The organism is Salinibacter grassmerensis (genome assembly GCF_947077765.1).
GTDB lineage: Bacteria > Bacteroidota > Rhodothermia > Rhodothermales > Salinibacteraceae > Salinibacter > Salinibacter grassmerensis.
The window spans coordinates 600,125-621,551 of record NZ_CAMTTF010000002.1; the positions used below are offsets into that span (position 1 = coordinate 600,125).

Below are 21,427 nucleotides of genomic sequence, written 5' to 3' on the forward strand. Positions count from 1 at the left end.
TGGGAACGTGGGAGGCAGCGTATGCGAGAGAACGGTTGGGTGGGAGCTCGGACCTGAGGGGTAGACCTATGGCCGAAAACGGATTTGGACGACGAGAGTGTCGGGCGGGGCGTCTTCGGATTCGGCCCGAAGAAGGGCGCGGTGTACGCCGGGAGCGGCACCCTTCGGGATCCAGGTGAAGGAGCGGCCGGCGACGCCGCTCAGAGCAGGGCCGCGGAGGAGCGCGTAATGGGTCACCGAGCGCCCGCTCAGGGACTCCGGGAGCGTAAGGATGAGCGGTGTGCCTGCGTCGGCTGATGCGCGCACCGTGTCGGGCGGACGAAAGAGAACCGATGCAACCCGTGAACTGCCGCCGGATTCAAAAGGTGTTGGTGGCGAGTCAGTCTGGAATCCCATCACGCCCAGCAGGCCGGCCGCGAGAGCGGGGAGGAAGGCGCGACGCAGGAGCGTCATGATTCAAAACCTCACAGTGAGCAGTCACCGGCGACACGTCATATACCCGACCGTCGGGACGGTGTTGCTCGTCCTGGGGGGACTGTTGTGCATCGGCGGGCAGCGGGCCGTGCGCGCCCAGTCATCGGTGTCCAGCCCCGACACGCGAGTGGAGCAGTGGCGGCTGGTGCTAGACGGAGAGCGCGTGGAGTGGCCGGACACGGTTGCGACTGCATCGCCCAACCGGGTGCGTGCGGTCGGCCAGCGTGTGCTGCGCCACCTCCGTCGGACGGGACACTACTACGCTACGCTCGATTCGGTGTCCGTCGACACGAGCAGCGCCGGGCCCGATGTCCGATTCTATGCCCGCCGTGGGCCGCGGGTGCGGGTGGGAGCCCTTCGTCTCCGAGGGGACAGCGCCGTGCCGGCGCCCGAATTGCGCATGCTCATGGAGACCGAAGAAGGTGCTCCGCTCCGGCCTGGCCAGTTGGAGGCAGACATTCAACGGCTTCTTGATCGATATGAGGAGGCCGGCCGCCCGCTCGCCCAGATTCGTGTGGTGGAGACGACGCCCTCTGCGGCCGGGACGGCCACCATCCGAGTTACTCTTCAGATCGACGAGGGGCCTGCGCTGTGGCTCCGGCGTGTTGAGGCATCAAACGACGCTCGGGCCACCCCGGAGCTTCTGGCGTACCTGGCGGGGCTGGAGAAGGACGAATCCCTGCGCGGCTATGACCCGGACGCCATCCAGCGTCGCCTCCGAGAGCACGATCTTTTCCGGACGGTGGGAGCGCCCCAACTGCGAGTTGCGAACGACGGGGGCGCCGTTCTCCGCATCCCGATTGAGGAAGCCCCCCCGGGAGCGTTCGACGCCGTGCTTGGCTACCTGCCCCCATCCCCGACCCGCAATTCGGGACAGCTCGTCGGCAGTGGGCATCTGGTCCTGAAGCACCTGTTCGGTGGGGGACGACGGGCCGAATTTGCCCTCGACCGGCGGCCCGGACAGGCGAGTGTTGTCGATGTCTCCGTCGCGGATCCGTACCTGTTCGGGCGTCCGGTGCGGGTGTCCGGCCGGTTTCGGGGAGAGCAGCGGGACTCAACGTACGGGGAGCGGATCTACGAGCTTGAGGGAGGGTACCGGCTGGGCAACGGACTGGAACTGACGGCCACCCTCAGCCGCGAGGCGGTGCGCCCCGGCCCCGCCGGGACGCAGGTTCGCGGCCCCCGCCAGTCGATCCCTCGGGCCACGACCTTGTTCTACGGTGTGGGCGTGCGTTACCGACAGCTCGACCGTTCCCGAAATCCGCGGCGCGGCGTCTCCCTTAACGTCCAGCTTTCGCAGGGCCGCAAGGAGCGCCAGTTCCGCCGCGTTGTGGCCTCTGGCGACACGACCCAGGGTTCCGACTCTTTTCGGCAGGAGCGCCTCCAGGGGCGCGTGCGGATGTACCTTCCGCTCTTCGACCGGCAGGTCGTTGTCGCAGGGGGCGACGGCTCCGTGCTCCTTAGCCGAGACTACGATCGGAGTGACCTGTTCCGGCTCGGCGGGGCCACGTCGCTCCGGGGCTACGACGAGGACCGGTTCGTGGGGAATATTGCGGCACGGGGCCTCGTCGAGTACCGCCTGCAACTCGACCGGGCCTCGTACGCCCACGCCTTCTTCGACCTCGGATACGTCGTGCGTCCCGAACTGGGCGCCACGACGGCCACGCGGGGCTGGCACCCTGGCTACGGCCTCGGGATGCGCCTGCAGACGGCCCTCGGGCGCATCTCGGCCAGCTATGCGCTCAACCCGCAGGTGCAGAGTCCGGCCAACGGGCGTGTGCACCTTGGGCTTTCTGTTGGGCTCTGAGAGTTGCCATTCTGAGCAATGGGGCTTGCCAACGGACCGTTTTTCGATGCACTGCATTCGTTGGGGCAGCACAGAGTCACCACTCCGGTAGCACCCGCACCCGCGATGACCACGAACTTCTACGCCCCGCCCTCCGCCATTCGGGCCAGCCGCGTCGTGCTGCCGGAAGAGGAGGCGCGGCACCTGCGAACCGTGCTGCGAGGCGGAGAGGGCGATAAAATGACCGTGGTCGACGGAGACGGCGGCTGGTATCGTGCACGGATCGATCACGTGGGGCCCGACCAAGTGGTGGGGACAATCACGGAGCAACGGGAAAACGTCGGCGAACCCACGATCGACGTGACGGTGTGCCTGGGTATTTTGAAGAAGCGGTCGCGCTTCGAGACGTTCGTGGAGAAGGCGGTGGAGCTGGGGGCCCGGCGCATCGTGCCGCTGCGGACACGGCGTACGGAGCGCGAGTCGATCCGGGACGAGCGGCTCCGGAACGTCATGGTGGCCGCGATGAAGCAGTGTCGCCGCAGCTATCTTCCGGCCCTCGCGGCCCCGCAGTCGATCGGGTCCCTACTCACCGAGGAGGCGGAGGAGATGCGGCTCGTGTGTCATGCGGGGGAGAAATCCGTTCCGGTCCAGCAGGCGGTTACGGACACGCGACCGGCCACGTCGGCCCTCGTACTCGTGGGCCCCGAGGGGGGCTTCACGCCATCGGAGGTTGAGGCGGCCGTCGAGGCAGCGGCCACGCCGGTGTCGCTCGGGGCGCGCCGGCTCCGGGCGGAGACGGCGGGGCTCGCAGTGTTGCAGTCTGTGGTTGGGGCACACCCGGGCGAAGTAGAAGCAGCCCCGAGACCGCACGGGCAAAACGGATGAAAAACGGGGCGGCGAGGAGCACGGCACTCAATGGCTCGTACCCCGAGTAAATTTCGCAGTTGCCTTGGACACTGAGGAGGCAGGCAACTCATCACCGTACGCCAACTTCAACAACTTCAATAGGCACACGGCTGCTCCTGTCCCCACGCTGCACATCCGATGAGTGATCTTACCGAACGCCGACTCTCCTCCGAGCAACTCGTTGACGGGGTGCTACTGAAGGCGTTCCGCGACGAGGTGCGTCTGCCCAACGAGCAGACGTCGGTTCGCGAGTGGATCGACCACCCGGGTGCGTCGGCCATCGTCCCGGTGTTCGAGGATGGGCGAACGCTCCTGGTGCGCCAGTTTCGCTACCCGCCCCGACGTGCTTTCCTGGAGGTGCCGGCCGGCAAGATTGACGAACCGAGCGAGGCCCCCGTAGACGTGGCGGCGCGAGAACTGGAGGAGGAGACAGGGTGGCAGGCGGGACGGTTCGAGCACGTCGGGGCGGCCTATCCGTGCATTGGCTACAGCAACGAGCAGATCCACGTGTTTACCGCGCACGACCTGGACCGCGGGACGCAGGCCCTTGCAGATGGGGAGTTTGTGGAAGTCGTCGAGATGGGCCTCGAAGAGGCACTGGCCCGGGCCCGCAGCGGAGACCTTCAAGACATGAAGACGGTCACTGCACTCGTCTACGCCGCGGCGCACCTGAACGAATCATCCGCGGCCCCGTAGCGTAGACCGTTGTTGAAATATATAAGCACTTCCGCCATCGACTTCTCTCTGACAAAGCGGACGGGTTGACATGTTTTCATTCATGGTCGTCCTCATCGCCCTCATTGCGGCTGTTCTCGTCCTGGTGATCCTCATGCAGAGCGGCCAGGGGCAGGGCCTCTCGGGCATCGCCTCCGGCGGCGCCACCCGCCAGGTGCTCGGCACGCGACAAGCTCCCGACATGCTTGAGAAAGCGACATGGACCCTCGCGGCGGTGTTTATCTCCCTGTGCGTCATCACCAACTTCTTTATCGACACGGGGGAGCAGGAAAGTGTCATCCAGCAGCGGGCTCAGGACAACCCGTCTCAGCAGGGACAGACGCCTCCGGGTCAGGGGAATGGCGCCGCCCCGCTTCCCGGCCAGGGTGGAGGGAGCGGCCCGAGTGGGAGCGGCCCGAGTGGAGGCGGCGGAAACTAGGGGTAGGCGCTCAGCGGCGCCCCACAGAGTTGCGTAGCGCAGATGGCGAGGTGCTTTTCAGGCATCTCGCCATTTCTTTTTCTGGCGGAGAAACGCAAAAAAGCGGCAGCCCCGGCTCGGGACTGCCGCTCGTATTCGGGCGGATCATGCAAATCTGTAAGCCGAATTTGGTCCGTTCGCCCCGGCGCCGCGCCGGACGACGAAGGGACCATCATCTATCTGGGACGACCGTCGCCGATCGTCTCGAGCGGCCTACCTGCACCGAAAAGGCGGGCAGCCTTTCCCCAGATGATCACCGGGGCCGGTGCTACTTGGCCTTACACCCCGTAGGGTTTGCCGGGCCGCCCCGGTCGCCCGGAACGCCGGTGCGCTCTTACCGCACCCTTGCACCCCTTACCCCGACGGCTGTCGGGGCGGGACTGCTCTCTGTTGCACAAGCCGTCGCGCCGAGGATGCTCGGCACGCCTTCCCGTTAGGAAGTACGGTGCCCTGTGGTGTTCGGACTTTCCTCACCGCCGACCCGACTGCGTACAGACGGGATGCGACGGAGCGATGGTCCGATTTGCACGTCCCTCTTATGTACCGTGCCGGTGGAAAAAAGGTCCTGCTTGTGCCTGCGGCTAGGGGCACGCAAAAAAGCGCAGCGGCCTCGGCGGGCGGCTGCGCTTTTAAAGGTCGAGTGTCTCCTTCATTTCGTCGACCGTCTCGTTGTAGAGGTCCTGGTCGACGATGATGCGTCCGGTGTGCTCGCAGGCGACGACGGTCTTTCGCTTCCGGATTTCGACCTGTCGCTGCGGCGGGACGGCGAAGCCGGCGGCGGCGCCTCGCTTGAGCGGCACGACGGCCCGGCCGTCGCGGAGGCGATCGCGGAGCTTCGAGTAGGCCTTGAGGTAGCGGCTGTCCACCTTCTCGGATGCCTCGTCCCGGAGATCCTCGAGAGTCTTCTCCTCGTCCTCCGTGTCGTCGACGACCTCTTCGAGCTCGTCCTGCTTCTCGTCGAGTACCTTCTCGAGCTCGTCGAGGCGTTCCTGCGTTTCCTCAATGGACCCCTCGTTCGACTCGATGGTCTCCTCGGCCTCCTCGATGGTCTCTTCGGCCTCGGCGATGCGCTCCTCCTGACTTTCAATCTCCTTCGTGAGCGCGTCGAACTCGCGGTTGTTGCGGACTTCGAGCTGCTGCTCCTCGTACTTGTCAATGAGGCCCTCAGCCTCCTTGATGTCGAGCTCGGCCTGCCGCTTGGCCACCTTTTGCTCCTGGACCTCTTCGTCGTAGTTGTCGAGGCGTGTCTCGAGGCCCGCCTTCTCGTCCTCCAGATCGCGAATTTCGGCGGGGAGGTCGCCGCGGAGCTTCTGGATCTGGTCGATCCGGTTGTCAATATGTTGGAGCCGGACCAGGGCACGGAGCTGATCCTCCACATCCGTCTTTTTCTTTCGGGCAGTCGGCATAGACTAGCTGTTTTTGATCATTTGAGCGCGGATGAACACCACCCAACATGTACATTCACACTGGACGGAGGTTCATACCTCCATATGGGACTTCTTTCATTTCGTGCAAAAACATTGGGGCAGGCCGGGAGGTCAGCCCGTCTGAGCGACCGTCTCGGGGCAACGACGGTACACACCGGTCGTGCGTAGGGGGCATCCAATCACACCGAGAATGTTGGACGTCCGTCTCTGGAGATGTTCCTACGAGTGGTTGCTCGAGGAGTCGCTCGTCGGGACGAACGTGCGCATGGGGCTGGTGGTAGTGGCCGTCCGGTGCCAGTCGACTCGGGGAAACTGCCCCTGGAGCCGGTCGCGGAGCAGGGCCTCAGTGAGGGCTTCGGTTTCGTAGTGGCCGGGGTCGACGAGGGCCATCTGAGGGGTGCCGTCGCGGTTGAGCACGTCGAAGAACTCGTGGTACTTGACGTCCGCGGTGACGTAGGCGTCGGCCCCGGCGCCCCGGGCCGTGCCGATGAAGTCGCTCCCGGCGCCGCCGCAGACGGCGACGCGCTCGACGGTCACGTCGGGGTCGCCTGCGTAGCGCAGGCTGCCGGCGTCGAGGCGCGTCGCCACGCGCTCGAGAAACGCGGAAAGCGGCATCGGTTCCTCCAGGTGCCCCAGGGCGCCGAGCCCGGTCTGCGAGTTTTTTTGCTTCACGGGATAGAGGTCGTGGGCCACCTCCTCGTAGGGGTGAGCCTCCTGCAGGGCCGCCATCACGGTGCCCAGGTTCCAGCGGGCCACCTCCACCTCGAGCTTGCGCTCGTGTGCGGACTCCACCGCGCCCCCAGCCGTCCCGATGTGGGGGTCGGCGCTGGCGCCGGGCTTGAAGAAGCCGGTGCCTTCCGACGCGAACGCGCAGGCCTCGTAGTCGCCGATCCGGCCGGCGCCCGCGTCGGCGAGGGCCTCCCGCACCCCGTCGAATGCGTCCTCCGGCACAAAGACAGCTAGTTTGTAGAGCGTGTCTTCAAAGCCGTCGAGGAAGCCGACGTCGGTCAGCCCCAGTCGGTCGGCGAGGGCAAACGAGACGCCCTCCGGCGCCGCGTCGAGGTTCGTGTGGATGCTGTAGAGCCCGACGCCCGCCTCCGCGAACTGGAGGGCCAAGTTGGACACATAGTCGTCGGCCGTCACGCCGTCGAGCGGCCGGAAGAGGAGAGGGTGGTGGGTGATCACGAGCTCGGCGCCCTGGTCCTTCGCCTCCGCCAGCACCTCTGGCGTCGCGTCGAGCGCCAGCACCGCAGACGTTACGGGTCGGGATGCATCGCCCACCTGCAGGCCGACGTTGTCGTAGTCCTGCGCGGACCCGGGCGGGGCCCAGGCTTCGAGGGCGGAGGTGATGTCGGCGATGGCGGGCGCGTCACTCATAAAACACGTGTTGCGGAATCAGGAGCAGTGCGGTGGTCGCTACGGGTGGATGGGAGAGGCGGGCTCGGCGCGAGGAGACACCTCTGACGTCGGGACCCCGAACGAAGTGCCCACATCCAGCCCGGAGGCAATGAGCGGATCGTTTAGGGGCACGGTTCGGGTTTTGCCGGCGATCTCGTCGAGTGGAACCTGTGTGAAGGCATCGTTCTGGACCGCAACCATGACGCCCGTGGTGGCCTCCGCGACCAGGGCCGCCGCGCGGGTGCCCAGGGCCGTGGCGAGGGTTCGATCGTACGCCGTAGGAGACCCGCCCCGCTGCATGTGGCCGAGGACGGTGGTCCGGATGCTGGTGTCGAGGTGCTCCCGCAGTTGGTCGGCGAGGACGCGGCTGATGCCGCCGAGGCGGATGGAGTCGGTGTATTCTTCGCCCCGCTCCTGCACCACGTAGTCCTCCTTCTTCCCCCGAGCTCCCTCGGCCACCGCGATGATTGTGAAGCGCTGGCCACTCCGCTCGCGGTCCCTGCACACGTCCGCAACGTTTTCCACCTCGTACTCGATCTCCGGCAGGAGAATCACGTCGGTTCCACTGGCGACCCCTGCGTGAAGGGCAATCCAGCCCGAGTACCGGCCCATCGTCTCGACGATCATCACCCGGTGGTGGCTCTGTGCCGTCGTGTGGATGCGGTCGATCGCGTCGGTTGCGGTGCTGACGGCCGTGTCGAACCCGACCGTGCGGTCGGTGCCCACCAGGTCGTTGTCGATCGTCTTAGGCACGCCCACGATGTCGACGCCGAGGTCGGTAAGTCGATTGGCGATGGACATGGTCCCGTCACCGCCAATCGCCACCAGGGCGTCTAGGTCGAGGTTGCGGTAGGTCTTCATCACCTGGGCAGACACGTCGGCGCCCCCCCGGGGAAGGTAGTTGAAGGGGTCGGCCTTATTGCTGGCCCCGAGGATGGTGCCGCCCCGGGTGAGGATGCCGCTCACGTCGCGGTAGTGGAGGGGGTCGACGTTGCGGTTGACGACGCCGCGGAACCCGTCCCGGAAGCCGAGCACCTCCGCATCGTGCTGGAGAGTAAGGCTCTTCGTTACGGCACGGAGCGCAGCGTTGATGCCGGGGCAGTCGCCCCCGCCGGTCAGAACGCCGACGCGAAGAGAGTCACTGGCCATGGGGCGGCGCAGGAATTTGAAAGAAGAACCGAAACGGACACGAGCCCGGGACTAAAATTTTAGTTGGTGGTCTTATGAGCGGAGGCCCGGAAGTGTGCAAGGGGAATGCGAAAAAAGGATTCGTTCGGAGGAACGCAAGCGCTCCTGCCTCTGCACGGGGGGGTAGAAGGGTGCTGAGAGCGGTTCGGACCATCACGGGTCGCCGAAAAACTCCGGCTCCGCCAGCGCGTTGAAATCGCGCAGGTGATCATAGATGACTCACTGACGTGCTCCAAAATCAACCCGTCTCATGAAGGTTCAGCAGTCGAGAAATGTTCTCGGCGGGGTCCTCCGCGCGTGCTCGATGGATCCAGAGACCGGATTCTACCGGGACGGCCACTGCCGAACGGGTCCCCGCGACACAGGCAGTCACGTGGTGTGTGCCGAGATGACGGAGGCGTTTCTGGAGTATACGAAGCGCCAGGGCAATGACCTTATGACGCCACGTCCAGAGATGGACTTTCCAGGGCTGGAGCCTGGGGATCAGTGGTGCCTCTGTGCGGCGCGGTGGCGGGAGGCCGTGGAGGCCGGCGCGGCCCCGCCCGTCGTGCTGGCGGCCACTAGCGAGGCGGCCCTCAAGGCCGTGGATCTGGAGATGCTGAAGGCTCACGCCGTCGATGCGCCGTCGTCGGACGACGACGCGGCCCAGGACGCGTGAGTGCTCAGTGTCGGTACCAGATGTCAGGTCCCCCGAAGAGACCTAGGGGATGCAAGCACACCCCCACGAGCATTGGCGATACAGAAGAGGGTCGGGGGGCGTCTCGCAGAGTCTCTAGGCACCAACGACCCGGACGCTAGAGGCCCTCACCGCGTCGGGATGATCAGAGTGCATCAGGTGCGGAGGTCGGGCAGGGGGGCATCGGCCGGGACGAAGGAGAGGGCAAGGCCATTGTTGCAGTAGCGGAGGCCGGTGGGGTCCGGTCCGTCCTCGAAGATGTGGCCCTGATGGCCGCCGCAGCGGGCGCAGTGGTACTCAGTGCGGGTATAGCCCAGCTTCGTATCCTTCTTCGTGTCGACCTGACCGTCGAGCGAGGCCCAGAAGCTTGGCCAGCCCGTCCCGCTCTCGTACTTAGTCTTCGACGAGAACAGCGGCAGACGGCAGGCGGCGCAGATGTAGGTGCCGGTCCGGGTCTCGTTGAGCAGTGGACTCGACCTGCGCGGCTCGGTTCCCGCCTCAAAAAGAATCTGGTATTCGTCTTCCGTCAGAAGGCGCCGCCACTCTTCCTCAGACGCATCCAGTGGAGGAAAATCCTCGGGGAGGGAGTGCACGCCGAGTGTGTCGGGGGCGGAAGTGGACGCTGGGGTTGATCGGCCCGGGTTGCACGCAGTCAGCGCTAGGGGCGCCACGGCAGCCCACCCCAGATGCTTGAGAAATGTTTTGCGGTCCATTGGGATGTCGGGATTAAATACAACGGCAGTGTCAGGGTATGGGGGACTGGCCCCCGAAATGTTTCAGTTTCCCCTCAGCTCCGCGAAAATACACTAAATGACACGAAAATGAGGGGGGTAGGTTGATCTGCGGGCGTAGTAAGACGTAACAATCATTACTCATTTCTAACCCCCTCCTCCGCTATGCCTGCAGGCTTGGGTGCATTCCGGCTTCCTCGATGGGGGCGGACCCTGTCCGTCCTGCTCGTCGGGGCTTTGCTGATGCAGGGACCCGTCCAGGGCCTTATGCAGGCGGCCTACGAGGCGCTGGGGGCCCATCAACAGTGTGCGCATGCTCAGCACGACGTGTGCCCGCGCAGTCCGGACGGACCCTGCACCTGCGCCCACACCAATCCCGACACTGAGTCGGAGGGCCCGGTCATGCGAGCGTGCCACAGCGGATCGCGGGTCCTAGCGGTTGTGACGGTGCCCAGATGGCAGACCCCGAGTGCCCCGACTGCTGTACCAGGCCCGCTTGTATCCGAAACAACGCTTCTACCTCTGTCGCCGCTCCCCCCACCGCAGCGCCTCGGCGACGACATCTTTCGTCCTCCCCGAACGACGCTCCTGCGCGCCTGAGTTGACCGGCGGGTGTGCTCCTGTACTCGCGTCGTTCGGATGCCCGCACGGATGAGGTCGTCCGTGCACCCCTAAATACCTGGAGGACTCTTATGGATCGCTACGTCGTTTTTGCATGCATCTCTTTCATTGCTCTCACTTTCATTCCCGCCGCCGCGGCCCAGTCGTCCGGGACCGTCACCGGTCAAGTCACCGATGGAGAGACGGGGCGCCCCTTACCCAGCGTCAACGTAATTGTCGAAGGATCCGGTGATGATGCCAGGCCGCGCGGCACGAGTACCGGGCCACATGGGCGTTTCACCGTTGATGGGCTCGTCGCTGGAGTCTACACCGTACGGGCGCGCTTCGTCGGCTTCGCGTCCCGTTCGCGTGAGGTCGAGGTGTCCGCCGCCGAAACCGTCGGTGTCCGGTTTGCTCTTTCTCCACGGACAGTCGGCCTCGATGCTGTCGAGGTGACGGCCGCACCCACTGCTTCCGAACCTGCCGAGCAACTCCAGAAGGCTGACATTCGGGAGGCCAATCCGCGTGATGGCGGTGAGCTTCTGCGCACGATGTCGGGGGTGAGCGCGGTGCGACGGGGCCCCGTCGGTCTCGATCCGGTTGTGCGAGGGCTACGCTCGGGGCAGGTGGGCGTCTACGTGGACGGGATGCGCACCTTCCCGGCCGGTCCAGCGCGCATGGACTCGCCGCTGAGTCACACGGGTCCCTCGACCATGCAGAGCATCGAAGTTGCCAAGGGCCCGTACGCGCTCACCTGGGGCGGCGGCCAGCTCAGCGCCATTCGCGTGGAGACCAACAGCCTTTTCAACGTGGCCCGCGGTGAGCGCCTGAGCGGACAGCTGCAAACCGGTTACGACAGCAACTTTGGCTCCTACGACGTGGCGGGCACGGCCAGTGGGCGAAGCGACGCTTTCGCCTACCGCGTTGACGGGGCCTACAGAACGGGCAACGACTACGAGACCGGAGACGGGACGTCGGTGCCCGCCGACTTTCTGAACCGCGAGCTCCGCGCGAAGATCGGCTACAAACTCGGTGAGAATCAGCGCCTGACCGCTGGGGGCGGCTACCAGCGACAGGATGATGTCGATTACCCCGGCCGCCTGCTCAACGCCCAGTTTTTCAAAACCGGGCGCGCCCGCCTCGGGTACGAGTATGCTCCGGGCAACGGCCTGGTGCGTTCGGTTGAGGCGAAGGCGTATGGCTACCAGACCCTGCATACGATGAACAACGACGGGAAGGTGACCTACGCCTCGGAGAATTTTCCGGGACCGCCGCTGCGCGTTGCCGTCAATGCCGACATCACAACACTCGGCGGGCGCGTGGTCACAAAGTTGGCGCCCTCGCAGAACCTGCGGCTCAAGATCGGTGCCGACGGGTACCGCGCCCACCGCGATGCCGAGCGGCCTTTCGAGGTTATCATGATGGGGAGGCGAGTCCCCGCATCTGAGGCGGGGGCAATCGACCGGTACAGCAAACAGATCTGGCCGGGAGTTTCCACCGCTGACGCGGGCGTCTTCGCGCAAGCCACGCGCCTGCTTGGGACTGTTGAGGCCACCGGCACTGTCCGCGCGGACATGGTCTGGGCCGGGGCCGACGATGAACAGGTGACCGACGTGTATCTCGACATTGCCAAGCCGGGCAGCGGGTCGCTGGATGCAGATGCGCTCGACCAGCGGGAATTCAACGTGAGCGGTGCACTGATGCTCACAGCGCCGCTCTCGGAGGCCTGGACGCTCTCGGCCGGAGGCGGGACGGCGGTGCGCTCCGCTAGTGCCCTGGAGCGCTATGCAGACCGTTTTCCGTCGAATAAAGCGCAAACGAGTGCCGAGTTTATCGGCAATCCGCGGCTGGACCCGGAACGGTCCTGGCAGGCTGACCTCGAACTGGAGGCCCGCTACGACCGGGTCTCGTTCACGGCGGGCGGCTTTGCGCGGCGCATCTCCAACTACATCACGCTCCAAGATGCGCCGGACGTGGAGCCCATGCTGCCACTGCCCATCTTCGCGGAAGGGCCGTTTCGCTACGCCAACGGGACGGCCACCTTCTACGGCGGTGAGATGTCGGCGTCGGTGGCGGTGCTCCGATCGATCACAGCAAGCGTGAGCGGAAGTTACCTCTGGGGGGAAAACCTGGAAACCGGCCAGCCGGCGCTGGGTGTTGCGCCTCTGAGCGGGGACATTGGGGTCCGCTATGAGCCGCCCCAGGGTCGCTTCTACGTGGAGAGCACGCTCGGAGGAGCCGTGGAGCAAGACCGGGTGGCGGCGGTGCTTGGCGAGACCTCCACTGAGGGATACGTCACCCTTGACCTCAAAGGCGGCCTTACGGTGGGACGCGGCATCTCCGTCGAGGGAGGTGTGACCAATGTCACCAATGTTGATCACGTCAACCATCTGAATGCAAAGAACCCATACTCCGGAATACCTATACCGGAGGCGGGCCGAATCTTCTTTGCGGGTATCAACTACGACTTCTGATCTGGGCGAAGCTCCTCATTCCCTGACTGGTGGTGTGAAAACCGTGAGCTGGACGGGTCGATGGCAACGCGTCTTCCAATGGTGGAGCGGTTGGGTGCTTGGCTTGAGCGGAGGAGTGTCAGTCGACGACGGGAGACGAATTGGGCCCGGCGTCGGGAATGGGCTCGTCCCAGGCCCAGATCGAGTCGTCGCGGAATAGATGGTGAGAAGGGAGAGTCCCGGTTTGTGGTCGTCAGCACGAGACGCAGGCCCACCGGTTGGTACAGAACCGCACGTTCCTCGTGGGGACGACCCGCACGAGTGGGCGCGTGATACAGGCCGGCGGCTCGTGTGGACGAAGCGCGGGCGGAGAAGAGACTACAGGCGGGTGTTCACGACGTTGTTGTATATCGACCCAAAGGTGTACGAGAGGCCAACTGAGCCACTGAGCTCGTAACTGGTGGCCCGCTCCTGACGGCTCAGAAGCACCTCCTCCTCCGACAGGTCGCCTGCAGGAAGAGAAAGCTGGTCTTGGGTCCGGCTGGCATCGAGACTGAGGCGCAGTGAAAGCCCCTGGATCAGCTGAACGTCAAGAAAGCTCCGAAAATCGATGCTGTTTTTCGAGAGGTCGTGGAAGTAATTCGACCACTCCACCCCTGCGAAGACAAACCCCCAGGTTTGATTGAGTCGCAGGTTGACCTCGGCGGACTGTTGAAGAAGGGTCTCCCGTCGCTTGCCAAAAACGGTCACCTCCCGATACGTTCGGTACTCCGGGCCGATTCGGTATGTAAAGGTAACTCGCTTTTGGTCGGAGACAGAGTAGGGAAACAGGTTGTACTCGGCAGCGGCCCGGAGGCGCGTGGCGATCTGGATGTTGGTGAAGGTGCGTGAGAACACCCCACCAGAAACCCCTGCCCCAGAGTTCGACCCGAGGGTCTTGACGACCTCCGTGTCGAAATTGTAGTCCTCCGAGGTGCTACGGATATCCGTCGTGTCCTCGCGCTCAAACACATCGACCTCCTGCTCACCGTCGAGTTGAACGTCCACTTTCCAGGCCTCTGTCACGCGCTCTGCGTTGAGGTTTCCCTCCGCCTCGTAATTGTACTCGCGCTCCTGCACGTCGGCACTGCCAGAAACTCCAACGTCAAACACCCACTGATTCCACGGGTCCGTTTGGGGGGCGGAGGTACTGTCGTTCTCGTTCGGGGGATCGTATGTGACCTCTAGGTGATCTGCGTTCGGGGTGCGATTCACGAAAGGAACGAGTCCCAGACGCAGCCGGTCGGCCAGTTCCTGTCGCAACTCGTCACGGGTTAGAGTGGACCGTGCGTCGTAGGTGAGCTCGTACCGCCGGCCTTCGAATGCCCGGCGGCCGATAAATTCTAGTCGGTAGGAGGCCCCGCCTCCGCTTGGCCGACGCGTCCCGAGCACGTGAACGTCCGCCTGCTTGCGGTCGCGGACGTAATCAACGAACGTGAGGTTGCGTCGCATGTATGACTCAAAGCATCGCTCACAATCAAGATACACCCGAACAGAACGATCGAGCGATCCAGAGGGGGCATCCGGCGTCGCAGACGGCGTCTGGGCACGAAGGGACGAGAAGCTTCCCAGGCCGAAGAGGATCAAGTAGGAGACGAACAGGACGAATCTGGGATGCTGAACCTGGCAACCAGTAGACACTGGGCGTGCGGGAGAGTGATGGGGAATTGTGAGAACGGGTTGAGAAGGGATTCCTCCAAAAGCCTTCCGGAGGCGATTTTGGCCTGCCAGCGGCGCACGGACTCAACTCGGACAGGGATCCGGGGCCTGACGGGTCTGTGTTGTTTCTTCAACCATTCGCTTTCCGCGGGGATGGGGAGGAAGAGCAGCGTGAATACGTTCTAAATTGTTCACATTCTCTGATCGCACCCTCAGAATATCAGTACACCGTTCCTACCGAGTGTCTTCTCACCAAAGACGTTAAGGTTTGGCATAGATCTGGTAGGATTCAGTGGAAAGCCGCCGGGGCCCTTGGCTCGTTGACCACTGCGTCATATATTTCCTTCGAGTCTAAAGGCAAGAATTCTGATGGGTCCTTTTGCTCGGACGGGAGAACAGCGGTGCCCGACTGCTCACTGTCGAACGATTCGCTAGTATGCCGCAATTCTTTCCCAAGAAGGCCAATACGCTGCCCGTTCTTTCCCTAGGGGCTTCGGTCCTCGGGGGCGTTCTTCTGGTGTTTTTGGTCTGGTACTACTTCTCGCCCGAGTTTAAAGTGGTGGGCTATCAACCGGAGCAGCCGGTGCCCTACAGCCACAACACCCACGTTGAGAAGCTGGGCATGGACTGCCAGTACTGCCACACCAACGTGGCCAACTCGAAGCACGCCAACGTGCCCTCGACGCAGACCTGCATGACGTGCCACAGCCAGGTGAAAACCAACTCGCCGAAGCTGCTGACGGTGCGTGAGAGCTGGGCGAACAACGAGCCCATCGAGTGGACCAAGGTGCATCACCTGCCGGACTATGCGCACTTCAGCCACGCGTCTCACGTGAACAAGGGGGTTGGGTGTGAGACGTGTCACGGCCGCATCGACCAGATGGGCGCGGACGGAGTGTACCAGGCCGAGCCCTTATCGATGGGGTGGTGCCTCGATTGTCACCGGCAGCCGGAGAAGTACCTCCGGCCCAACGACCAAATCACGACGATGGGGTACACCCAGCCGGCCAGCTTTGTCGAGCGCAACCTAGAGCGCATCGAGGAGCAGGGCATTCAGCCGCCTACCAACTGCTCCGCCTGCCACTACTAATTGCTTAGGGACGTGTCGTACGGTCCGCCGAGAGCGGCGAGTCGTGCGCAACGCCGGCCCCCGAGCGCTCGGGGGCCGGTGCCAATCCCTCAACCCGCAACGTCACAGCGTAGTATGATCGAACTAGACGTTATAGATTCGGAGACGGCCGCCCGTGACGAAGAGTCGGGCGCTCAGGATGAGTCGTCGGGGCCGACCTTCTGGCGCCACTGGTCCGAGTCGGACGCCGACGAGGACGGCGACGACCTCACGGAGTTTGTGCCGGGGGACAGTGAGCCCCCGAGTGGCGCGTCGCGCCGGCAATTTCTGCAGTTGATGGGGGCGGCCATGGCCATGGCCGGGCTGGCCGGCTGTCGGCGACCGGAGGAGAAAATTCTGCCGTACGCCCGCGAGCCGGAGGCGGTGACGCCCGGCATTGCGGACCACTACGCCACGAGCATGCCGTTCCGGGGCGTGCTGCGCCCGGTCGTGGCCCAGAGCCACGAGGGACGCCCGACCAAGATCAAGGGCAACAGCGACCATCCGGCGGGGCAGAGCGGCACCAGCCCGTACGAGCAGGCCTCGGTGCTCAACCTATACGATCCCGATCGCTCCCGATCCGTCCGCCAGGAGGGACGCACCGCCTCGTGGAGCGACTTCGTGTCGTTCTGTCGCCAGCTCGGCAACGAGGCCGACCAGCGTCGGGTGGCGGTCCTGGCGGAGGAGACCTCGTCCCCGACCGTGCAGGCCATGCGCCAGCGCATGGCGGATCGTTTTCCAAATCTGCAGTGGGTGTCGTACGCCCCAACGGGCACCGATCCGCGGCGACTGGGCACGCAGCAGGCCTTTGGGCGCCCCCTGCGACCGCGCTTCGAGCTCGACGAGGCGGAGGTCATCGTGAGCCTCGACGCCAACTTCCTCGACGGGCGCACCTACGACTTTGGGTACCACACGCAGGGGTTTGCGGAGGGCCGGCGCCTGGACGATGTGGAGGACACCATGAGCCGGCTTTACACGGTGGAGAGTCGCTACTCGACCACGGGCGGCAGCTCGGATCACCGGCTCGGGATGCGGGCCGGGCGCATTCCCGCCTTCGCGGCGGCCCTCGCGGCGGAGCTGGGCGTGGGGACGGCGCCGGACGCAGACTGGAGTGAGAGAGAGCGTTTGCACGTCCGGGAGATGGCCCGCGACCTCCGAGAGGCGGGTGAGCACGGCGTAGTGATGGCGGGAGAGGGACAGCCGCCCGAGGTGCACGCCCTCGCGATGGCAGTCAACCAGGCCCTTGGGGGCCTTGGTACCACCGTCACGCTCTTCGACACCGGAGACGATGAGATTCAGCCGCAGGGCGAGGCCCTGGCCGACCTGACCGCGTCGATGCAGGCGGGCGAGGTGGACACCCTGTTCATGCTGGGAGTCAATCCGGTCTATGACGCCCCGTCTGAGCTGAACTTCGCAGAGGCCCTGTCGAACGTGCGCGACACAGTGCACCTGGGCCGCCTCCGAAACGAAACGGCCCAGGCGTCCCGCTGGCACCTGCCCCGCACCCACTACCTGGAACAGTGGGGCGACGGTCGGGCCTACGACGGCACAAAGTCGATCGTCCAGCCGCTGATCCGGCCGCTCTACGACGATGCACACTCGCTCATTGAGGTGCTGAACCTGGCGGCGACGGGCGTAGACGCCAGCGGCCACGACTTGGTCCGCGAGCAGTGGCGCGGCGAGATCCCGGCGCCGTTCCGCGATCGGTGGCGTCGAGCGCTACACGACGGGTATCTGGAGGGGTCCGGGTACGACACGGCGTCGGTGGGCACGGCGACCGTGCCCTCCATCGATGCCCCGGCGTCCGACCCGGACGAGATTGAGGTCGTGTTCCGCACGGACTCGAAGTTGCTGGCGGGGCGATTCTCCAACAATCCGTGGATGCAAGAGCTGCCGGATTCCATCTCGAAAATTGTGTGGGACAATGTCGCCGTCATGAGTCGGGCGACGGCGGATGAGCTGGGAGTGGATGTCCAGCGCCGCGAGGGCAGCTTTTACGCCGACCGGGTGGAGCTAACCCTTGACGGCCAGTCCGTCGAGCTGCCCGTGTGGGTGCAGCCGGGCTACCCGGACGGCTCCATCGGGGTGTCGATGGGCTACGGGCGCACCATCGCCTCCACCCGCGAATCGGAAAGCACGCCGTTCTGGGACACCAGCGATCAGACAAACATCTACAACGGCAGTCCCATCGCGGGCGGAATCGACTCGTCCGGAGAACCGGTGGACGTGGTGGGGGGCAATGTGGCGCCCATGCGCCCGAACGGAGGCCGCGTGGCCACCGGGGCCGACGTCACGAAGGTCGGCAGTGGGTACCTCCTCGCGACGACGCAGGAGGAGGGGAGCATGCAGGGGCGTCCGATCGTGCGGTGGGCCACCCTGGACGAGTTCAAGGAGAACCCGGAGTTCGTCAACGAGTCGCAGCCGCCCGTGCCGGACCTGGGTCACGAGGGCGAGGGGCACGGCGACGGGGAGAGTCACGGTAGTGGGAACGGGCACAGTGGCGACGGGGCGGCCCACGACGTATCGGGCAATGGTCTGCAGGCGGGCCCGGGCGCGGACGCCCACGGCGCGGCCGAGATGCCCGAGCAGGCCGCTCACGGGGGCGATGGCGCCGGTCAGCACAGTGGGGCCAGTTCCGACGAGCCAGGGCCCGTGGAGAAGCAGCAAGAGTACCCCATGGCCTGGGAGGAAAACCATCCGAAGGATCAGGCGGCATTCAAGAACAACCCCTACTACCAGAACCAGTGGGGCATGACCGTGGACCTTAACACGTGCACGGGCTGCAACGCCTGTGTGGTGGCCTGCACGAGCGAGAACAACGTGCAGGTGGTGGGGAAAGAAGAGGTAAGCAATGGGCGGCACATGTACTGGATTCGGAACGACCGGTACTACGTGAGTGAGGAGGAGGGGGACGACAACCCCGAGATGCTCACGCAGCCGGTCATGTGTCAGCACTGCGAGAACGCGCCGTGTGAGTCCGTGTGTCCGGTGGCGGCGACGGTCCACTCGCCGGACGGCACGAACCAGATGGTTTACAACCGCTGCATCGGGACGCGTTACTGCCAAAACAACTGTCCCTACAAGGTCCGGCGGTTCAACTTTTACGACTGGACCAAGACGCTGCCGACGGAGGTGCAAATGGCGCAGAATCCCGACGTGACTGTACGCAACCGGGGCGTCATGGAGAAGTGCACATGGTGCGTCCAGCGCATCCGGAAGCACCAGCAGGAGGCCGACAACGAAGATCGCGATCTCCGCCCCAACGAGGTCGAGACGGCCTGTCAGGAGGCGTGCCCCACGGACGCTATCACGTTTGGCGACCTCAACAATCCCGAGAGCGACGTGGTGGAGGAGAAGAAGAACCCGCGCCGCTACGAGCTGCTGTCCTACCTAAACACGAAGCCCCGCCTTTCCTACCTCGGGCGTGTGCGCAACACGAACTCCCGCCTGGAAGAGGCCCTTTCGGACTCCGAGGCGGAGGAGGAGGCGCCCGTCGAGGCCTAGCCTCGGGGCCGTCGCCTACACGAACTCGTCGAATTGATCTGATCCATTCGTGGAGTCATCTAAGAAGCTTCCAACGGACCCGTCCGAGTCGCCCCCATCCCCCGCAGGAGACGGGGCGGCCGACCCGGAGCGTCTCGTCAGGGGCAACCTGTCGTTTCACGACATCACGGAGATGGTGTCGCGGCACGCGGAGAAGAAGGCGCCGCTGGCGTGGTACGTGGCGTTTGCCGTGTCCCTGTCCGGGGCGATGCTTCTGATCGGGCTGCTTGCCTACGTCGTGTGGAACGGCATCGGGGTGTGGGGCAATAACCAGCCCGTCGGGTGGGGCTGGCCGATTGTCAACTTCGTATTCTGGGTCGGAATCGGCCACGCCGGGACGCTCATCTCCGCCATCCTCTACCTCTTCCGGCAGCACTGGCGGACGGCGATCAACCGGGCCGCGGAGGCCATGACGATCTTCGCGGTAATCTGTGCCCTCATCTGGCCAACCTTTCACGTTGGGCGCGTCTGGGCCATCTACTGGACGCTCCCCATCCCGAACCAGATGGCGATGTGGCCGCAGTTCAAGAGCCCGCTGCTCTGGGACGTGTTTGCGGTGTCGAGCTACTTCATCGTCTCGACCCTCTTCTGGTACGTGGGGCTCGTCCCCGACCTCGCCACGCTCCGCGACCGGGCCAAAAACTTCTGGCGGCAGCGCATTCTGGCTTTCTTCTCGCTGGGATGGACGGGCTCGAACCGCCATTGGCGCAACTACGAAAAGGCATACCTGTTGCTCGCGGGCCTCGCCACGCCGCTCGTGCTGTCGGTGCACTCGGTCGTGTCGTTTGACTTTGCGGTGTCGGTCATCCCGGGATGGCACACGACGATCTTCCCCCCCTACTTCGTGGCCGGAGCCATCTTTTCCGGCTTCGCCATGGTGGTCACGCTCATGGTGATTACCCGGGAGATCTACGGCCTAAAGAACCTGATTACGATCGACCACCTGGAGAAGATGAACATCATCATCCTCCTGACCGGGTCGATCGTGGGCTTCGCCTACATCACGGAGTTCTTCATGGCCTGGTACTCGGGGGTCGAGTACGAGCAGTACGCCTTCATTAACCGGGCCTTCGGGCCGTACGCCTGGGCGTACTGGATCATGATGACCTGCAACCTTGTCACCCCGCAGCTCTTCTGGTCGAAGCGGCTGCGGCGGTCCATCCCGGTCATGTTCGCCCTGTCGATCGTGGTGAACATCGGGATGTGGTTCGAGCGGTTCGTGATTACGATCACGTCGCTCCACCGCGACTTCCTGCCGAGCTCGTGGGGCTACTTCACGGCCACGTGGGTCGACATCGGCACGTTCGTGGGGTCGTTCGGGCTCTTCTTTACCCTCTTCCTGCTCTTCCTCCGGTTCGTGCCGATGGTGGCGATGGCGGAGGTGAAGGGCGTGATGCCGGAGGCCAATCCGCACCACTACGACCACGGGGGCGACGGGCACGCCGAGGGGGATGGCGAGCCCTACATCAAGCCGGCAGAGCCGGCCCTGGCCGAGGCGTACCGGAACGGCGAGGCCGACGCCTCCGGGTAGACGGGGCCGCCTCGACGTCCTCACTCATCGCTGCTTTCCACTGAGCACCGCGCGACATCATGTCTACGCTGACCCAAGACCTGAAGGCTCAGGCCGGAATCTTTGAGAGTGATGCCGACCAGGTCCACGGCCTGCTCGCCGAGTTTCCGGACCCGGGCGCGCTGCTGCACGCCGCCGAGGCGGTTCGGGAGGAGGGATACCGCCACTTCGACACGCACAGCCCGTTTCCGATCCACGGAATGGATGAGGCGATGGGGCTGGGCAACGCGACCAGCGTCGGCGTGCTCACGTTTTTTGGGGGGATTACAGGGTGCGTGGCTGCGTATCTCCTGCAGTGGTGGACGGCCGCGGTGGACTACCCGCTCAACATCAGCGGCAAGCCGTTCTTTGCCGTGGAGCCCTCGGTGCCCATCATGTTCGAGTTGACGATCCTATTCGCGGCGTTCGGAGCCGTGGCGGGCATGTTTGCGTTGAACGGGCTGCCGCGGCCCTACAATCCCTTGTTCTACTCCGATCGCTTCAAGGGGGCGACGGACGATCGGTTTTTCCTGCACATTGCGGCCAGCGACGATGAGTTCGACGTGGAGGACAGCGCCGCGATGCTTCAGGGACTCGGGGCGCGCCACCTTGAGCTCGTCAAAGATGACGGCACGGTCGATGCGTAGCGCCGCGTCGGCCCGTTCCGCCCGCACTCTCCTTCGATTTTCCCGCACCAC

At 64.7% G+C, this 21,427-nt stretch carries 16 protein-coding genes and 1 other RNA gene; 10 read left to right on the top strand and 7 right to left on the bottom strand.

Annotated elements, in window-relative coordinates; all coding sequences use genetic code 11:
• Positions 1 to 66 precede the first annotated feature (66 nt).
• The gene (locus OJB03_RS06650; RefSeq protein ID WP_263786118.1) at positions 67 to 453 is read right to left on the bottom strand and encodes a hypothetical protein; all 387 of its coding nucleotides are present in this window, start codon (positions 451 to 453) and stop codon (positions 67 to 69) included.
• Between OJB03_RS06650 and OJB03_RS06655 the strand changes: the two genes are divergently transcribed.
• The 4 genes from OJB03_RS06655 to secG all read left to right on the top strand — a co-directional run bounded on the left by OJB03_RS06655 (position 452) and on the right by secG (position 4,319).
• The gene (locus OJB03_RS06655) at positions 452 to 2,281 is read left to right on the top strand and encodes a BamA/OMP85 family outer membrane protein (RefSeq protein ID WP_263786119.1); all 1,830 of its coding nucleotides are present in this window, start codon (positions 452 to 454) and stop codon (positions 2,279 to 2,281) included. The genes OJB03_RS06650 and OJB03_RS06655 overlap by 2 nt on opposite strands.
• A gap of 105 nt (positions 2,282 to 2,386) precedes the next feature.
• On the top strand, positions 2,387 to 3,145 hold the full coding sequence (locus OJB03_RS06660; RefSeq protein WP_263786120.1) for an RsmE family RNA methyltransferase: 759 nt from the start codon (positions 2,387 to 2,389) through the stop codon (positions 3,143 to 3,145).
• Positions 3,146 to 3,304: 159 nt separating this feature from the next.
• Positions 3,305 to 3,862 (top strand): NUDIX domain-containing protein, encoded by a 558-nt coding sequence (locus tag OJB03_RS06665; RefSeq protein WP_263786121.1) that lies wholly within the window; start codon positions 3,305 to 3,307, stop codon positions 3,860 to 3,862.
• A gap of 70 nt (positions 3,863 to 3,932) precedes the next feature.
• A complete protein-coding gene (secG, locus tag OJB03_RS06670) occupies positions 3,933 to 4,319 on the top strand; it encodes a preprotein translocase subunit SecG (RefSeq protein ID WP_263786122.1) in 387 nt (128 codons plus the stop codon).
• Positions 4,320 to 4,460: 141 nt separating this feature from the next.
• Here the strand turns inward: secG and rnpB are convergent.
• The 4 genes from rnpB to OJB03_RS06690 all read right to left on the bottom strand — a co-directional run bounded on the left by rnpB (position 4,461) and on the right by OJB03_RS06690 (position 8,332).
• An RNA gene (gene rnpB / locus OJB03_RS06675) (RNase P RNA component class A) lies at positions 4,461 to 4,888 on the bottom strand.
• Positions 4,889 to 4,987: 99 nt separating this feature from the next.
• On the bottom strand, positions 4,988 to 5,764 hold the full coding sequence (locus tag OJB03_RS06680) for a zinc ribbon domain-containing protein (protein WP_263786123.1): 777 nt from the start codon (positions 5,762 to 5,764) through the stop codon (positions 4,988 to 4,990).
• A 240-nt stretch (positions 5,765 to 6,004) separates the two neighbouring features.
• Complete coding sequence (locus OJB03_RS06685) at positions 6,005 to 7,162, bottom strand: Nif3-like dinuclear metal center hexameric protein (RefSeq protein WP_263786124.1); 1,158 nt, start codon at positions 7,160 to 7,162, stop codon at positions 6,005 to 6,007.
• A 39-nt stretch (positions 7,163 to 7,201) separates the two neighbouring features.
• Positions 7,202 to 8,332, bottom strand: coding sequence for a 6-phosphofructokinase (locus tag OJB03_RS06690; protein ID WP_263786125.1), 1,131 nt, complete (start codon positions 8,330 to 8,332; stop codon positions 7,202 to 7,204).
• A 289-nt stretch (positions 8,333 to 8,621) separates the two neighbouring features.
• Here OJB03_RS06690 and OJB03_RS06695 point away from each other — a divergent pair, with 289 nt between their 5' ends.
• Positions 8,622 to 9,029: a DUF2237 family protein gene (locus tag OJB03_RS06695; RefSeq protein WP_263786126.1), complete on the top strand. Its 408-nt coding sequence runs from the start codon at positions 8,622 to 8,624 to the stop codon at positions 9,027 to 9,029.
• 173 nt (positions 9,030 to 9,202) lie between these two features.
• Here OJB03_RS06695 and msrB read toward each other — a convergent pair whose 3' ends face one another.
• Entirely contained in the window at positions 9,203 to 9,760 is a 558-nt protein-coding gene (gene msrB / locus OJB03_RS06700; protein ID WP_263786127.1) for a peptide-methionine (R)-S-oxide reductase MsrB, read from the bottom strand.
• Positions 9,761 to 10,470: 710 nt separating this feature from the next.
• On the opposite strand from msrB, the gene OJB03_RS06705 reads away from it, so the two are divergent.
• The gene (locus tag OJB03_RS06705; protein ID WP_263786128.1) at positions 10,471 to 12,852 is read left to right on the top strand and encodes a TonB-dependent receptor; all 2,382 of its coding nucleotides are present in this window, start codon (positions 10,471 to 10,473) and stop codon (positions 12,850 to 12,852) included.
• Positions 12,853 to 13,209: 357 nt separating this feature from the next.
• Here OJB03_RS06705 and OJB03_RS06710 read toward each other — a convergent pair whose 3' ends face one another.
• Positions 13,210 to 14,322, bottom strand: coding sequence for a hypothetical protein (locus OJB03_RS06710; protein WP_263786129.1), 1,113 nt, complete (start codon positions 14,320 to 14,322; stop codon positions 13,210 to 13,212).
• Positions 14,323 to 14,965: 643 nt separating this feature from the next.
• Between OJB03_RS06710 and OJB03_RS06715 the strand changes: the two genes are divergently transcribed.
• The 4 genes from OJB03_RS06715 (at position 14,966) to OJB03_RS06730 (ending at position 21,376) form a co-directional block, all read left to right on the top strand.
• Complete coding sequence (locus OJB03_RS06715; RefSeq protein WP_263786130.1) at positions 14,966 to 15,619, top strand: cytochrome c3 family protein; 654 nt, start codon at positions 14,966 to 14,968, stop codon at positions 15,617 to 15,619.
• A 114-nt stretch (positions 15,620 to 15,733) separates the two neighbouring features.
• The gene (locus tag OJB03_RS06720; protein ID WP_263786131.1) at positions 15,734 to 19,141 is read left to right on the top strand and encodes a 4Fe-4S dicluster domain-containing protein; all 3,408 of its coding nucleotides are present in this window, start codon (positions 15,734 to 15,736) and stop codon (positions 19,139 to 19,141) included.
• 172 nt (positions 19,142 to 19,313) lie between these two features.
• Positions 19,314 to 20,711 (top strand): NrfD/PsrC family molybdoenzyme membrane anchor subunit, encoded by a 1,398-nt coding sequence (gene nrfD / locus OJB03_RS06725; RefSeq protein ID WP_423816365.1) that lies wholly within the window; start codon positions 19,314 to 19,316, stop codon positions 20,709 to 20,711.
• Positions 20,712 to 20,770: 59 nt separating this feature from the next.
• Positions 20,771 to 21,376 carry a DUF3341 domain-containing protein gene (locus tag OJB03_RS06730; RefSeq protein WP_263786133.1) on the top strand — a complete coding sequence of 202 codons (606 nt, stop codon included), beginning with the start codon at positions 20,771 to 20,773 and terminating at the stop codon, positions 21,374 to 21,376.
• Positions 21,377 to 21,427 lie beyond the last annotated feature (51 nt).